The following is a 13,723-nucleotide window of genomic DNA, read 5'->3' as shown; positions in this document are numbered from 1 at the left end:
AGCGATGGTCGCTAACGATAACGCTTGTTTTCTGGGTAAACACGGCGCTCTCGAGACCATCGCGAGCAAGCTCGCTCCTACAGACTGGTCAATCGCCGACAACGCCGGACCAACGATGCGCTCGTCTCAACCGGGCTGTCCATCGGCCCGGTCCAGCACGCGGCCGGGGATCCATTATTCTGATAGTGATGCAAGCGCTAACGGACGAGGAGGGGACGCAATCATGCCTGCCCAGGATCGCGAACTGCTGGACCGGATACTGACCGCTCATGGCGGCCTGGCGCGCTGGAACAGTTTCAATAAAGTCTGCGCCACGATCGTCACCGGCGGCTCGCTCTGGGGCATGAAAGGGTTGACCCAGGACAGCGCGCCACGGCAGATGACCGCATGGCTGCATGAACAAAGAGCCTCGGTGACACCCTTCGGTGCACCGGGGCAATTCACGGCCTATACGCCGAACCGAATCGCCATCGAGAATACCGCGGGCAAGGTGATTGCCGAGCGCCAGGCACCCCGGGCATCTTTCAAGGGCCATGGGGAACACACGGCCTGGGACCCCTTGCACCGGGCCTACTTCAACGGCTATGCGATGTGGTCCTACCTGACCATGCCCTTCCTGTTCACCTTGCCGGGCGTAACCAGCGAGGAAATCGAGCCCTTGCAAGAGGGCGCCGAGCTCTGGCGGCATTTGCGGGTGCACTTCCCCGACAGCATCGCAACCCACAGCGCCATCCAGGACTTCTACTTCGGCGATGACTTTCTGCTGCGCCGCCACGACTACAACGTCGATGTGAGCGGCGGCATGCCCGCTGCCCAACTGGTTTATGACTACGTCCAGGCTGACGGCTTGCACATGCCGGGCAAGCGGCGAGCCTATCGGCGCAAGGCCGATGGGCAGGTCAACAAGGAGGCGTTGCTGGTGTCGATCGACTTGAGTGAGATCCATTACTCGTAGCGATCGAATGACAGGGAACTGTAGGAGCCGGCTTGCCGGCGATGGACTCAAGTGCACCGCGTTCATCCAGGTCACACGCGTAATCGTTAACGACCATCGCTGGCAAGCCAGTTCCCACAAGGCACCATGCCCACGCTGAAACTATAGGAGCCAGCCTGCCGGCGATGGACTCAAGTGCACCGCGCTCATCCAGGTCACGCGCGTAATCGTTAACGACCATCGCTGGCAGGCCAGCTCCTACAAGGGGCCCTGCCCACGCTGAAACTGTAGGAGCCAGCCTGCTGGCGATGGACTCCAGTGCGCCGCGTTGATCCAGTTCACCCGCGTTATCGTTAACGACCATCGCTGGCAAGCCAGCTCCTACAGAAGACCGCAATGTTAAAGATGATCCGCATCGATCACAGCCTTGGCGAACGCCTGCGGGTCTTCCTGCGGCAGGTTGTGGCCGATGCCGCCGTTGATCAGCCGGAACTCGTATTTGCCGGTGAAGCGCTTGGCATAGTCTTCGGGGGCCGGGTGCGGTGCGCCGTTGGCATCGCCTTCAAGGGTGATGGTCGGCACGCTGATGGACGGCGCCGTGGCCAGCTTCTGCTCCAGCGCTTCGTAGCGGCTTTCACCCTGGACCAGGCCCAGGCGCCAGCGGTAGTTGAACACGGTGATGTCGACATGGTCCGGGTTGTCCAGCGCCTTGGCGCTGCGGTCGAAGGTGGCGTCATCGAACGCCCATTTCGGCGAAGCCAGTTGCCAGATCAGCTTGGCGAAGTCGTGGGTGTTTTTCGCGTAACCGGCGCGACCGCGGTCGGTGGCGAAGTAGAATTGATACCACCATTGCAGTTCCGCCTTGGGTGGCAACGGGTTCTTGCCGGCCGCCTGGTTGCCGATCAGATAACCGCTGACCGAGACCAGCGCCTTGACCCGCTCCGGCCACAGCGCGGAGACAATGTCGGCCGAACGCGCACCCCAGTCATAACCACCGAGCACCGCTTGCTTGATCTTCAACGCATCCATGAAGTCGATGACATCACTGGCCAGCGCAGCCGGCTGGCCATTGCGCAGGGTCTGGTCGGAGAGGAAATGCGTATCGCCATAGCCGCGCGCATAGGGCATCAATACCCGGTAGCCCTTGGCGGCGAGCAGCGGCGCGACGTCATCATAGCTGTGAATGTCGTACGGCCAGCCGTGCAGGAGGATCACCACCGGTCCGTTGGCCGGGCCGGTTTCGGCGTACGCCACGTCCAACAGCCCGGCGTTGACATGCTTGAGCGGGCCGAACGGAGAGGGCGCCGCCTGAGTGGTTTGGGAAGGGGTCGCAGCCGGCTGCACGCTGGCGGCCGTTTGCCCATGGGCTGCGCCGAGCACACCGAACAGGCTGAGTGCGAGGATCGATGGGCCGACCAGGTGGCGGCGAGTCTTGCCGGTGTTGCTGTTGCGCAGTGCCATCTTCATGGGATGTCTCCATTACCAGCCATGGGCCGGGGTTCGGTCTGAACCCCTGTAAACCTTGCTTGCATTGAAACGCGGCAACGTATCCGGCCTGTGTCCAATCAACGACCGGATGAAAGTCTGTGTATCGGGACGTCGCACTGACACAGTGTGATACACAGCGGCGTCATGCGTGGCCCGTGACCTGCGCACATGGTTTTTTTGCCGAGCGTACGCCTCGCGAGGCTCGCGTTGGGAAAGTCAATACGGATCTACCGTCTTTGAACTAACCAAGCGACGCCACACTGTTGAGCAATGTCTTGACCAATTGAGCCTGGCGGGTGGCGCCGGTCTTGGCGAACACCCCGCGCAAGTGGGCACGCACCGTGTTGCGCGAAACCCCGAGGGCCAGGGCTGTTTCATCGAGGGTTTGCCCGTCCATGACGAGCATGGCCACTTCGGTTTCGGTCGGCGTCAGCTGGAACAGGCTGCGCAACAGGTTGCGCGATGCCTGCGGCGAGTCCGCCGGGTCGCGGATGAACACCGCTACGGCGGGCCGGCGTGCGCCGTTGCGGGATTGATAGCTCACGGGGATGGGGCGCAGCAGCAAATTGAGTGGCATCTCGCCGCTTGGCCGGGTCAGGGTCAACACTTCGATGTCATCGAGACCCCGCTGGCGTTGTTTCAATACGGCCTGTATGGCTTGCTGGACATTGCGGTTCTGCTGGCTGGTGAAGGCACAGAGCTTGTCGTGCCGGCATTCCAGGCCGTCACGGTTGTCGAACAGTCGCTGGGCGGCGCGGTTGCAACGCATCATTCTGCCGTCTTCGTCGAGGATCGCCGTGCCCACCATCAGCCGGTCGATGGTCGCGGCATAGAGTTGGCGTTCGGAGTCCAGTTGCTCTACCGCCGAGTGCAGATCCACCGCTTGTTGCAGGTGCGGCAGGAGCAGGCGAATCAGGGCAATCTCCGTTGTATCGAAGTCGCGGCTGGCGTGGTTGCGGCAGGCGAACAAGGCGCAGTGCATACCCGTGGGCGTGCGCATGTTGGCGACCAGGACGTGGCGCAGATCCAGGGGTTGCAGATAGTTGCGGTAGAAGTCGTGGGCCAGCCAGGCATCGGTGCCCAGTACCTGATCGGCACTGGCCACCTGCTCGACAGGCCAGTCTATGAAAGGGCAGATTGCGTAGTACTGTTCGCTGTAGAACGGCTCGCCTGGCAACAGGGGACCATGAATCGATGCGTTGACGATCAGCCCCGGCCGTTCATGGTCGGGGTTGCGTAGCACCAGGGTGAAGAAGCTGGCGTCGAAACGCTGACGCAAGGTTTCCAGCAGGCCGGACCAGGGTGTGGATTCAAGGGGGCCTTGATAGACCAGCGCAAGCAAGTGACTGAGTTCTGCAGACGGGATTTCGGTATCGGGCTGCAGGTCCGTGCAGACCGGAAGAGAGAGGGTCATGGATGCGCCTCGCTGCTGCTTGTTATTGTCGTTCGAGTATTGATCGCGCCCATGGCGGGAAAATCGTCCGTTTGGCTTAGGCGGGTTGTCGGGCCATGTGATAGGCAGCGCTATGCCGGTTCATGCCGGCATAGCGCTGAGTTCATGGGCTTTTACAGTGCCAGCAGTGCCTCGACGATACGTTCGGCGGCCGTTTCGGCGGACTCGTTGCGGGTATCGATATGGATGTCCGGCGCTACCGGCGGCTCATAAGGCGAGTCGATCCCGGTGAAGTTTTTCAACTCGCCGCGCCGGGCCTTCTGGTACAGGCCCTTGGGGTCGCGCTGTTCGGCCAGGGCCAGTGGCGCATCGACGAAAATTTCCAGGAAATTACCGTCTCCTGCCAGGCGGCGTGCCATCTCGCGTTCGGCACGGAACGGTGAGATGAACGACACCAGGGTGATCAGACCGGCATCGAGCATCAGCTTCGCCACTTCCGAGACCCGGCGGATATTCTCCACCCGGTCGGCTTCGGTGAAGCCCAGGTCGCGATTCAGGCCATGGCGGACATTGTCGCCATCGAGCAGGTAAGTGTGCCGGCCGAGGGTATGCAGCTTGCGCTCCACCAGGTTGGCGATGGTCGACTTGCCCGCGCCGGACAACCCGGTGAACCACAGGATTCGCGGCGATTGCCCCTTGAGCGCCGCATGGGCCTCACGGTTCACATCGACGGCCTGCCAGTGCACGTTCTGTGCGCGGCGCAAGGCAAAGTGCAGCATGCCGGCGCCGACCGTCCGGTTGCTCAGGCGGTCGATAATGATGAATCCGCCCGTATCGCGGTTATCGGCATAAGCATCGAAGGCGATCGGCCGGTCCAGGTGCAAGTTGCACACACCGATACCGTTCAGCTCCAGGGTTTTGGCCGCCAGGTGTTCCAGGCTGTTCACATCAACCCGGTGCTTGAGGCTGGCGCAGCTCATGCTGACGGTGCGGCAGCCGATCTTCATCAGGTAAGGACGCCCGGGCAACATCGGCTCTTCGTCCATCCACACCAGCGTCGCCTCGAACTGGTCGGCAACGGCCGCCGGTGCGTCGGCCAGGACAATCATGTCGCCGCGGCTGATATCGATTTCGTCCTTGAGCGTCAGCGTGACAGCCTGGCCGCACAGAGCCTGTGGCTGTTCCCCGGCGCTGCCTAAAATCCCGGTGATCTCGCTCTGATGACCTGACGGGAGCACCCGGATACGATCCCCCACGCTGACGCTGCCCGCGGCGACGTTGCCGCAGTAGCCACGAAAGTCGAGGTTCGGCCGGTTCACCCATTGCACGGGCAGGCGGAACGCGGCCTCGACCTGTCGAGCCTGCTCAAGGGGGACGTTTTCCAGATGCTCGAGCAGGGTCGGCCCCTGGTACCAGGGAGTGTTCGGGCTGGCTTCCAGCATGTTGTCGCCACGCAGCGCAGAGAGCGGGATGCACTGGATGTCGTGCAGGCCAATCTGCGTGGCGAACGCACGATAATCGGCTTCGATGCGTTCGAACACCGCTTGGGAATAGTCCACCAGGTCCAGTTTGTTGATGGCCACCACGACCTTGCGGATGCCCAGCAGGGACACCAGGTAACTGTGCCGACGGGTTTGGGTGAGGATGCCCTGGCGGGCATCGATGAGGATCACCGCGAGGTCGGCGGTCGAGGCGCCCGTGACCATGTTGCGGGTGTATTGCTCGTGGCCGGGGGTGTCGGCGACGATGAACTTGCGCTTGTCGGTGGCGAAGAACCGATAGGCGACATCGATGGTGATGCCTTGCTCGCGCTCGGCGCTCAGACCGTCGACCAACAGGGCGAAGTCCAGTTCGTCGCCCTGGGTGCCGAGTTTTTTCGAGTCGGCTTCGAGTTGGCCTAGCTGGTCCTCGAACAGGACCTTGGATTCGTAAAGCAGGCGGCCGATCAGGGTGCTTTTGCCATCGTCGACGCTGCCACAGGTGATGAAGCGCAGCAGTTGCTTGTTCTGTTGCTGTTCCAGATAGGGCGTCAGGTCGCCATTGAAGGTGTCGTTCAGCGCGCTCATCAGAAATACCCCTCTTGCTTCTTTTTCTCCATGGAACCGGCCGAATCGCTGTCGATCAGTCGACCCTGGCGTTCCGAAGTACGGCTGACCAGCATTTCGCTGATAATCGCCGGCAGGTTGTCGGCATCGCTGTCGATGGCGCCGGTCAGCGGGTAGCAGCCAAGCGTGCGGAAACGCACCTTGCGCATTTGCGGGGTTTCTCCCGGTCGCAGCGGCAGGCGCTCGTCGTCGACCATGATCAGCGTGCCGTCACGCTGAACCACCGGGCGCTCCTTGGCGAAATACAGCGGCACGATGGGGATCTGTTCGAGGTAGATGTATTGCCAGATATCCAGCTCGGTCCAGTTCGACAACGGGAATACCCGCAGGCTTTCACCCTTGCGTTTGCGTGTGTTGTACAAGCGCCAGAGTTCGGGGCGCTGCTGTTTCGGGTCCCAGCGATGCTGCTCGGAGCGCAGCGAGAACACCCGTTCCTTGGCCCGCGACTTCTCTTCATCACGGCGGGCACCGCCGAAAGCGGCGTCGAAACCATAGTGATCCAGGGCCTGCTTCAGTCCTTGGGTCTTCCACACGTCGGTATGCAGGGCCGAGCCGTGGGTAAAAGGGTCGATGGCCTTTTCCACGCCCTCGGGATTGACGTGCACCAGCAGTTCCAGCCCCAGGCGCGATGCCGTCTGGTCGCGGAACGTGATCATTTCGCGGAACTTCCAGGTGGTGTCCACGTGCAGCAAGGGGAAGGGCGGTTTGCCCGGGGCAAACGCCTTCATCGCCAGGTGCAGCATCACGGCGCTGTCCTTGCCGATGGAATAGAGCATCACCGGGTTTTCACACTCGGCGACCACTTCGCGGATGATCTGGATGCTTTCCGCTTCCAGCCATTGCAGATGAGTCAACATCGGATACCTCCTCGATTTCTGCCGGGTTTGGCTCCGGCGGACCTCCAAGGTAGGTAAAGCGCCGCTGGCGCTTCTTCGTCTGCTCGGACGAAGAACGCGACAGCGGCTGAAGGTCACGCGACGGACGCGTACAACGTCTCGGCACGCACCTTGAGGGCGCGGGCTACGGCATCGAAGCCCTGTTGCACCCAGGGACCATGGTTGGCCATGACCTGGTCGGCGGTCGCACCGAGGAATTGGTCGGTGGTGTGGTAACGGCAACTGGCCGGACCGGTGCGCTCGATGTGCTGTTCGCGGCGGGCAGCGTCCGGATTGTCGGCACTGGCATACATCTCCCAGGCGAGCAGTCGGTGGGGCTCGAAGTCCGCCAGGTATTCGATCACGTGCAGCAATTCACCCGGTTGCCCCGGATGGGGCAGGAACAGGTTGACCGGCTCCCCAAGTCGCAGGCTCGACTCGACCTTGACGGTATAGGGGTTCCACTGCGGATAACGCGCCAGGTCGATCAGTACCGACCAGACCAGTTCAGCTGGCGCGGCGATGTCCACGATGACGGAACGAACCAGATTTTTCTCTGCGGTCATGGGTGACTCCTCTGAGAGTGACTCCGCGCCACGCATCGCGACGGGAGTAAGCCATGGGCTCAGGCGCGATCCTCCGCGCTCGGGATGCCCGGCTCCTCGTCCGAGCGGACTAGCCGGGCGCTTAGTCCGCTCGGACGAAGAACCGGCAAGCGGGAACTCCCTAAGGTCACTGGCAGCGGCGGGATGTCCGCCGGCAGAGGAGAGCGACATGGTTGCAGACATGGTTAAAGACAGGATCGATCAGGAGGTGCTCAGCGGTGAGAGCTGGAACCTCTTTTGCGAGCAATTGCGCCGCAGTGGCGAGCAGATACTGCGCCGCGAAGCGCCGGCCGATGTGCAGACCCGTGCCGAAGGCTTTCGTTATCTCACCCGGTTACTGCGCATTGCCCTGGAAATGCACCTGGAATTCGCTGACCCGGACTTTCCGGGCTTCATCACTCCGTCCCATGAAACCGCGAAAATCGGCGCCGACAACCCGGATAACCGGTACAGCTATGCGCGCCTGAACGGCGAGCATGAGTACCGGGTCAGCGGTCACCGCGGCAGCGTGGCCTACCTCAGCTTCGGCTCCCAGAAGGGGGGGTATGAGACGGATGGCAAGATGACCCAGACCGGTTTCCTCGATGCCGGGGCACTGGCGCTGGATGCCGAGGGCCACTTCGAAATCATCCTCAGCCAGCGTCAGCCGGCTGAAGGCAACTGGCTGCGGCTGGAGCCGCAGAGCAATGCCCTGATCGTGCGCCAGACGTTTCTTGACCGTAGCAGTGAGCAACCGGCACAACTGCGAATAGAGCGCCTGAATGCCGGGCAGGCACCCGAGCCGCTGACGGCGCCACGCTTGCAGCAAAGCCTGCAGCGGGTGGGCAGTTTCGTCGAGAACACTGCCCGATTGTTTGCCGATTGGGCCCAGGGTTACCAGGCCCATCCCAATCAACTGCCAGCTGCCGACCAGGCGCTGTGCCAGTCCGTGGGGGGCGACCCGAACATTTTCTATTACCACTCCTACTGGGCCCTGGCCGAAGACGAGGCCTTGCTGATCGAGGTCGATCAGGTGCCTGACTGCGACTTCTGGAATGTGCAGATCAACAACTACTGGATGGAGTCGCTGGACTACCGCTACCACCGTATCTGCCTGAACAAGCACTCAGCGCGCCTGGACGCCGATGGCCGCTTGCGCATGGTGCTCTGCGGCGTTGATCCGGGCCTTGAGAATTGGCTGGAAACCGCCAGCCATCCCCACGGCACCCTGTGCTTGCGCTGGGTGGGGGCGCAGCATCCCGTGCACCCGACCACGCGCGTGGTCAAGCTCGATGCGTTGAAGGAGATTGTGCGATGAGCGCCGATGATTTCACCCTGGATGCCTTGCTGGCCGAAGCCCGCGCCCGTTCTGGGGGACTCGACGACTTCGGTCCCGGGGATTTTCGCCAGGGCTTGCGGGTATTGGCCGACGCCCTGAAGAACGAAGCGTGCCTGTCGCCCGCCGGGCGGGGCCTGTTGCGGGAAAAACTGCTGGGGCAACTGGTCAACCGCCTGGTCATGGAGGATCACTTGCGGCGTCACCCGGAGATCCTTGAGCAAGCCATCGATGACCCCTTGGTGATCGTCGGCCTGCCGCGCACCGGCACTACACTGCTGCAGCGCACACTGGCGGTGGACCCGCAGTTCAGCAAGGCGTTGTGGTGGGAAACCCGTTACCCGGCACCCTTGCCCGGTGAAACACTGGAGCAACCACAAAAGCGCATCGCCCGGGCACGGGACGAAGTCGCGGGAATGATCGAGTTCCTCCCGCAGTTGCTGGCCATCCACCCGCTGGACGCCGAGCAGCCCGATGAAGAGTTCATGCTGATGGAACACTCGTTCCTGTGCGCCATGGATTCCTACGTCAATGTGCCCAGCTATACCGCCTGGCTTGACGCTCAGGACCAGACGCAGGTCTATCGGTACCTCAAGCGAACCCTGCAGTTCCTGCAATGGCAGCAGGCACGTCGCGGCATCGAGCCTGGCCGTCGCTGGCTGCTCAAAAGCCCGCAGCACCTGCATACCCTGGAGCTGCTGTTCGAGGTTTTTCCAAAGGCGCAGGTCGTTCTCACCCACCGCGAACCCGCCAGGACCATTCCTTCGCTGGCCAGCTTTATCCATACCCTGTGGTTGCTCTACAGCGACGAGGCGGATGCCGAGGCCGTAGGAGAGCAGTGGAACCGCCGTATGGCACGTGCGTTGCGCCATGGGATGGCCGTCCGCGAGCGTATGCCCCCGGAGCGTTTCCTTGATGTGCACTTCGAAGACACCGTGGCCGAGCCGCAGGCTGTCGTCGAAAGGATCTATCAGTTTGCCGGCCTCCAATTGACGCCGCAGACCCGGTCCGCCATGGCGCAATGGCTGCAGGCAAACGGGCGTGAAAAGCGTGCGGTTCATCACTACAGCCCCGGCCAGTTCGGCCTCAGCGAAGAGATTTTGCAACGAGACTATGCCGAGTACCGGACCCGGCATATTCAAGCCTGAAACCCCTGCAGCTCATAACAACAAGAGGAATCTCCCCATGCTGTTGAAAGACAAGGTCGTGATGGTCTCGGGTGTCGGCCCCGGGCTGGGTATCAAGCTGGCCATGGAGGCCGCACGCGAAGGTGCGCGCGCCGTTGCCATCGGGGCGCGGGACAAGGCGCGCCTGCTTGAGGCGCAACAACGTATTTTGGCGCTCACCCATACCTGCGAGGTGTTGTGTGTACCCACGGACATTACCGATGTCGAAGCCTGTCAGCGCTTTGCCGCAAACACGCTGGAACAATTCGGGCGTATCGATGCGCTGATCAACAGCGCCTTCTCCCACGGCGGCTTCCAGTCCGTGGAGGAGGGCGACAACGCGCCATTGCGCGAGGCCCTGGAGGTCAATCTGCTGGGCTCGCTGAACATGAGCCGCGCCGTGCTGGCGCCCATGCGCACCCAGGGCACCGGCGCCATTGTCATGATCAATACCCTGGGGGTCCGCAAGCCTTACCAGGGCGGTGCCGCCTATGCCGCCTCGAAAAGCGCATTGGCCGCGACAGTGCGCTACCTGGCGACCGAGCAGGCGGCGCATGGCCTGCGGGTCAACGGCCTGGCGTGCGGCTGGATGTGGGGCGAGCCGGTCCAGGCCCTGGTCCGCCAGACCGCTGCCGCCCGGGGCGTCAGTGAAGAACAGGTGCGTGCTGAACTGAGTGCCGGGATCCCGGGGGGGCGCATGCGCACCGATGACGAGTGCGCACGCGCCGCGCTGTTCCTTGCATCGGACTACGCCAGTGCAATCAATGGTGCGCAACTGGATGCCAACGGCGGCGAAATGATGTGCTGAGGAACAGACAGATGATTGATCACTGCGCCTTTAATGGCGATGCGGACGGCCTCTGTGCGCTGCAGCAATTGCGACTGGCCGGGGAACTGGACCGCGAGGTGCGCTTGATCAGTGGGGTCAAGCGCGATATCGAACTGTTGCGCCGGGTCACGGCCGCTCATGGCGAGCGGGTCACCGTGCTGGATGTGGCTCACGAGCAGAATCGCGAGGATACCCGGCGTTTACTCGACGCCGGTGCCCGGGTGCGCTATTTCGATCACCACTATGCGGGTGACCTGCCGCGACACCCGGCATTCGAGTCATTTATCGATACGGCGGCCCATGTGTGTACCAGCATCCTGGTGGACAACTACCTCTCGGGACGAGAGCACCGCTGGGCGGTGGTCGCCGCATTTGGTGATGGCCTGGCCGGTCCGGCGCGTGCGCTGGCCGAACGACACGGGTTGAATACGGAGGAGGTGGTGGCGCTGGAAGAACTGGGTCAGTTGTTGAACTACAACGCCTACGGCGACAGCCTGGAGGACCTGCATTTCGATCCGTTGGCCCTGGCTGGCGAACTGTTGCCGTACCGCGATCCAATGGACTTCGTCCGCGAAAGCGCGAGTTTCATCACCCTGAAAGAGGGGCATGCCGCCGACATGGCGGCTGCCGCTGACCTGGTGCCGTGGCGTGAGGGCAACGGCGCGCGGCTCTATCGCTTGCCGCCGCAGCCATGGGCGCGACGGGTCAGCGGGGTGCTGGCCAATCAATTGGCGGCACAGGCTCCGCACCTGGCCATTGGTCTGCTCAGTGCCAAGGCCAATGGTGAATGGGGGTTCAGCCTTCGTGTACCGGACGGCAGCGAACAGACGGCGGATGCGTTCTGCCGTCAGTTCCCGACGGGGGGTGGACGCAAGCGTGCAGCCGGCATCAACCGTTTGGCGGAGTCGGATCTGCCCGCGTTTGCAGAGCGCTTGCTTGCAGCTTATTCGTCCGGATGTTGCTGAGATTGCAGAGACAGTCCGGCATGGATGCCGGATTTCACCTGCAGATTGACGCGCTGCAGCCTCTGCGCGGGTTTCTGACTGGACGTGATCAAACTATTTTCCCGAATGCATGGCAATCGCACCGTAACTGAGCTTTGCTACTGAGTCTGACGACGCGCGATCGACCCGCTGTTTTCCGTGGAGAACAATCGATGCCTACCTTCCAAACGCCTGTCCGGTTGTTCTGTTTCGGTCTAGCCATTGGTCTGTTCGCGATACCCCTGCACGCCGCACAAGCTCCCTCTGCCAATCCGCCTGCGGTGCAACTGGAACCCAAGGCATTGGAGGTTCTAAAGGCAATGAGTGCCAGGCTCGCGGGCACTCAGGGCATGAGTTTCAAAGCCGTCACGACCTACGAAAAACCCAGCCGGTTAGGGCCTCCCCTGGCCTATGGCACGGTGGACCTGGTCAATGTGCAACGACCGGATCGCCTTCGTGTGTTGACGTCCGGCGACGGTCCGGCCACCGAGTTTTACTACGACGGTAAAAAAGCCTATGCCTTCGAACGTAAAGGCGACTTGCTGGCCCAGGCGGACGCGCCGCCTACCATTGATGCGACCCTGGAGGCCGCGTACCAGCGTGCCGCGATCTATTTTCCGTTTACCGACGTGATCGTCGCCGATCCCTACAAGGATTTGTCCCGGGACCTGCGCGTGGCGTTTTACGTCGGCCAAAGCACGGTGGTCGGTGATACCACCACCGATGTGATCGCCTATACCAGCGACAGCGTGTTCGTGCAGGCGTGGATCGGCGTGCAGGACAAGCTGCCACGCCGGTTGCGCGCCGTGTTTCTCGATGATCCGACACGATCCCGGCATCAAGTCGATTTCAGTGACTGGAAGCTCCAGTCGGCGATGCCTGCCGATTTTTTCAGGCCTGACCACATCGAAACGGCCCACCGCATTCAGTTTGCCCCACCGCCCGATCTTCGTGCCCCACAGGGGGTAAAAGAACCCGTGGCGAAACCCTGAACAAGGAGACTGATCCATGAACAGATCTACCTTGAAATTCGCCGGCCTGCTTGTCGCGCTGCTCACCTGCAACCAGGCCGCGGCCTGGTCCCACGCTTCCGGCTTCGGGCGCACTTACGGAGGAGGGGGCTCATGGAGTCATTCGGGTGAATACGGCTCGGCTTCGGGCGGGGGCGGCAGTTGGAGTGGCGAAACCAATCGCGGCGGCTCGGCTTCCGGAGGTGATGGGAGCTGGAGCGGCACAGGCTATCGCGGCGGCACGGCGTCCGGCGGCGAGGGCTCCTGGCACGGCACGGGCGCGGAAGGTGGAACGGCGTCGGGTGGCGAAGGTGCCTGGCACGCGCAAGCTGAAAATGGCGCCACCGCCGCCGGCTATCACGCGGATGGCTATGGCACGACGGCTTACCGCCCTCCCGTTTATGGCACAACCGCCTACCGTGCCGTGCCTTACGGGACCGCTTACTACCATCCGCCAACCGCTGTGATTGCCAGCAGTGGCTGCTACAACTGTGGCTATAACGAGGGCGTCAATCCGGCAGCCGCCGCTGCGGCCGGCGTGGTCGTCGGTGAAGCAGCCGCGACGGTCGCCAACCAGAACGCCAGCTATAACGCCGGCATGGTGGCTTCCGCACCACCGACAATGCCCATGGGCGCGACGTACGCCTCACTGCCCCCAGGCTGTGGCTTGATAAGTTTCTCCAATACCACGTATTACCAGTGCGGCAACGCCTGGTTGAGACCGTCCTTTGGCGCCAACGGGGTTTATTACACCGTCGTGCCGATGCCTTGATCCCCTATCTGTAGGAGCTGCCGAAGGCTGCGATCTTTTTGAAACTCCGAAACCGCCAAAAGATCGCAGCCTGCGGCAGCTCCTACAGGCTGCGATCTTTTGATCTCAACCAATTCCGAAACCGCAAAAGATCGCAGGCCGCGCCAGCGCCCACAAGGTATCGGGTGTTTCTGTAGGAGCTGCCGAAGGCTGCGATCTTTTTGAAACTCCGAAACCGCCAAAAGATCGCAGCCTGCGGCAGCTCCTAC

At 62.3% G+C, this 13,723-nt stretch carries 13 protein-coding genes; 7 read left to right on the top strand and 6 right to left on the bottom strand.

Annotation, left to right across the window (positions count from 1 at the left end):
* The first annotated feature begins 223 nt into the window (after positions 1 to 223).
* On the top strand, positions 224 to 955 hold the full coding sequence (locus AC07YV_RS22555) for a hypothetical protein (protein WP_102701406.1): 732 nt from the start codon (positions 224 to 226) through the stop codon (positions 953 to 955).
* 378 nt (positions 956 to 1,333) lie between these two features.
* Here AC07YV_RS22555 and AC07YV_RS22550 read toward each other — a convergent pair whose 3' ends face one another.
* The 5 genes from AC07YV_RS22550 to AC07YV_RS22530 form a co-directional block, all read right to left on the bottom strand.
* Positions 1,334 to 2,401 (bottom strand): alpha/beta fold hydrolase, encoded by a 1,068-nt coding sequence (locus tag AC07YV_RS22550; RefSeq protein WP_102701386.1) that lies wholly within the window; start codon positions 2,399 to 2,401, stop codon positions 1,334 to 1,336.
* A gap of 262 nt (positions 2,402 to 2,663) precedes the next feature.
* Positions 2,664 to 3,836: a helix-turn-helix transcriptional regulator gene (locus tag AC07YV_RS22545; protein ID WP_102701387.1), complete on the bottom strand. Its 1,173-nt coding sequence runs from the start codon at positions 3,834 to 3,836 to the stop codon at positions 2,664 to 2,666.
* Between the two features lie 152 nt (positions 3,837 to 3,988).
* Positions 3,989 to 5,881 carry a sulfate adenylyltransferase subunit CysN gene (gene cysN, locus AC07YV_RS22540; protein ID WP_102701388.1) on the bottom strand — a complete coding sequence of 631 codons (1,893 nt, stop codon included), beginning with the start codon at positions 5,879 to 5,881 and terminating at the stop codon, positions 3,989 to 3,991.
* Positions 5,881 to 6,825 (bottom strand): sulfate adenylyltransferase subunit CysD, encoded by a 945-nt coding sequence (gene cysD, locus AC07YV_RS22535; RefSeq protein WP_173900840.1) that lies wholly within the window; start codon positions 6,823 to 6,825, stop codon positions 5,881 to 5,883. Before cysD ends, cysN begins: the two co-directional genes overlap by 1 nt.
* Positions 6,826 to 6,890: 65 nt before the next feature.
* Positions 6,891 to 7,361 (bottom strand): SRPBCC domain-containing protein, encoded by a 471-nt coding sequence (locus AC07YV_RS22530; protein ID WP_102701390.1) that lies wholly within the window; start codon positions 7,359 to 7,361, stop codon positions 6,891 to 6,893.
* Between the two features lie 208 nt (positions 7,362 to 7,569).
* Here AC07YV_RS22530 and AC07YV_RS22525 point away from each other — a divergent pair, with 208 nt between their 5' ends.
* From AC07YV_RS22525 to AC07YV_RS22500, 6 genes are all read left to right on the top strand, one after another.
* Positions 7,570 to 8,697: a DUF1214 domain-containing protein gene (locus tag AC07YV_RS22525; protein WP_102701391.1), complete on the top strand. Its 1,128-nt coding sequence runs from the start codon at positions 7,570 to 7,572 to the stop codon at positions 8,695 to 8,697.
* A complete protein-coding gene (locus AC07YV_RS22520) occupies positions 8,694 to 9,863 on the top strand; it encodes a sulfotransferase family protein (protein ID WP_102701392.1) in 1,170 nt (389 codons plus the stop codon). Before AC07YV_RS22525 ends, AC07YV_RS22520 begins: the two co-directional genes overlap by 4 nt.
* 37 nt (positions 9,864 to 9,900) lie before the next feature.
* On the top strand, positions 9,901 to 10,689 hold the full coding sequence (locus tag AC07YV_RS22515; RefSeq protein ID WP_494990353.1) for an SDR family oxidoreductase: 789 nt from the start codon (positions 9,901 to 9,903) through the stop codon (positions 10,687 to 10,689).
* Positions 10,690 to 10,700: 11 nt separating this feature from the next.
* Positions 10,701 to 11,675 carry an acetyltransferase gene (locus AC07YV_RS22510; protein WP_102701394.1) on the top strand — a complete coding sequence of 325 codons (975 nt, stop codon included), beginning with the start codon at positions 10,701 to 10,703 and terminating at the stop codon, positions 11,673 to 11,675.
* A 191-nt stretch (positions 11,676 to 11,866) separates the two neighbouring features.
* A complete protein-coding gene (locus AC07YV_RS22505; protein ID WP_102701395.1) occupies positions 11,867 to 12,685 on the top strand; it encodes a DUF2092 domain-containing protein in 819 nt (272 codons plus the stop codon).
* A gap of 16 nt (positions 12,686 to 12,701) precedes the next feature.
* A complete protein-coding gene (locus tag AC07YV_RS22500) occupies positions 12,702 to 13,475 on the top strand; it encodes a hypothetical protein (RefSeq protein WP_102701396.1) in 774 nt (257 codons plus the stop codon).
* Here AC07YV_RS22500 and AC07YV_RS22495 read toward each other — a convergent pair.
* Positions 13,451 to 13,723, bottom strand: a 273-nt coding sequence (locus tag AC07YV_RS22495; RefSeq protein ID WP_494990352.1) for a hypothetical protein, incomplete at its 5' end; no start/stop codon positions are given. The two genes, AC07YV_RS22500 and AC07YV_RS22495, sit on opposite strands and share 25 nt — an antisense overlap.

This window comes from Pseudomonas sp. GW456-E7, from assembly GCF_059424105.1.
Note: the sequence above shows the minus strand (reverse complement) of the source record. Positions and strands in the feature narration are given on the sequence as shown.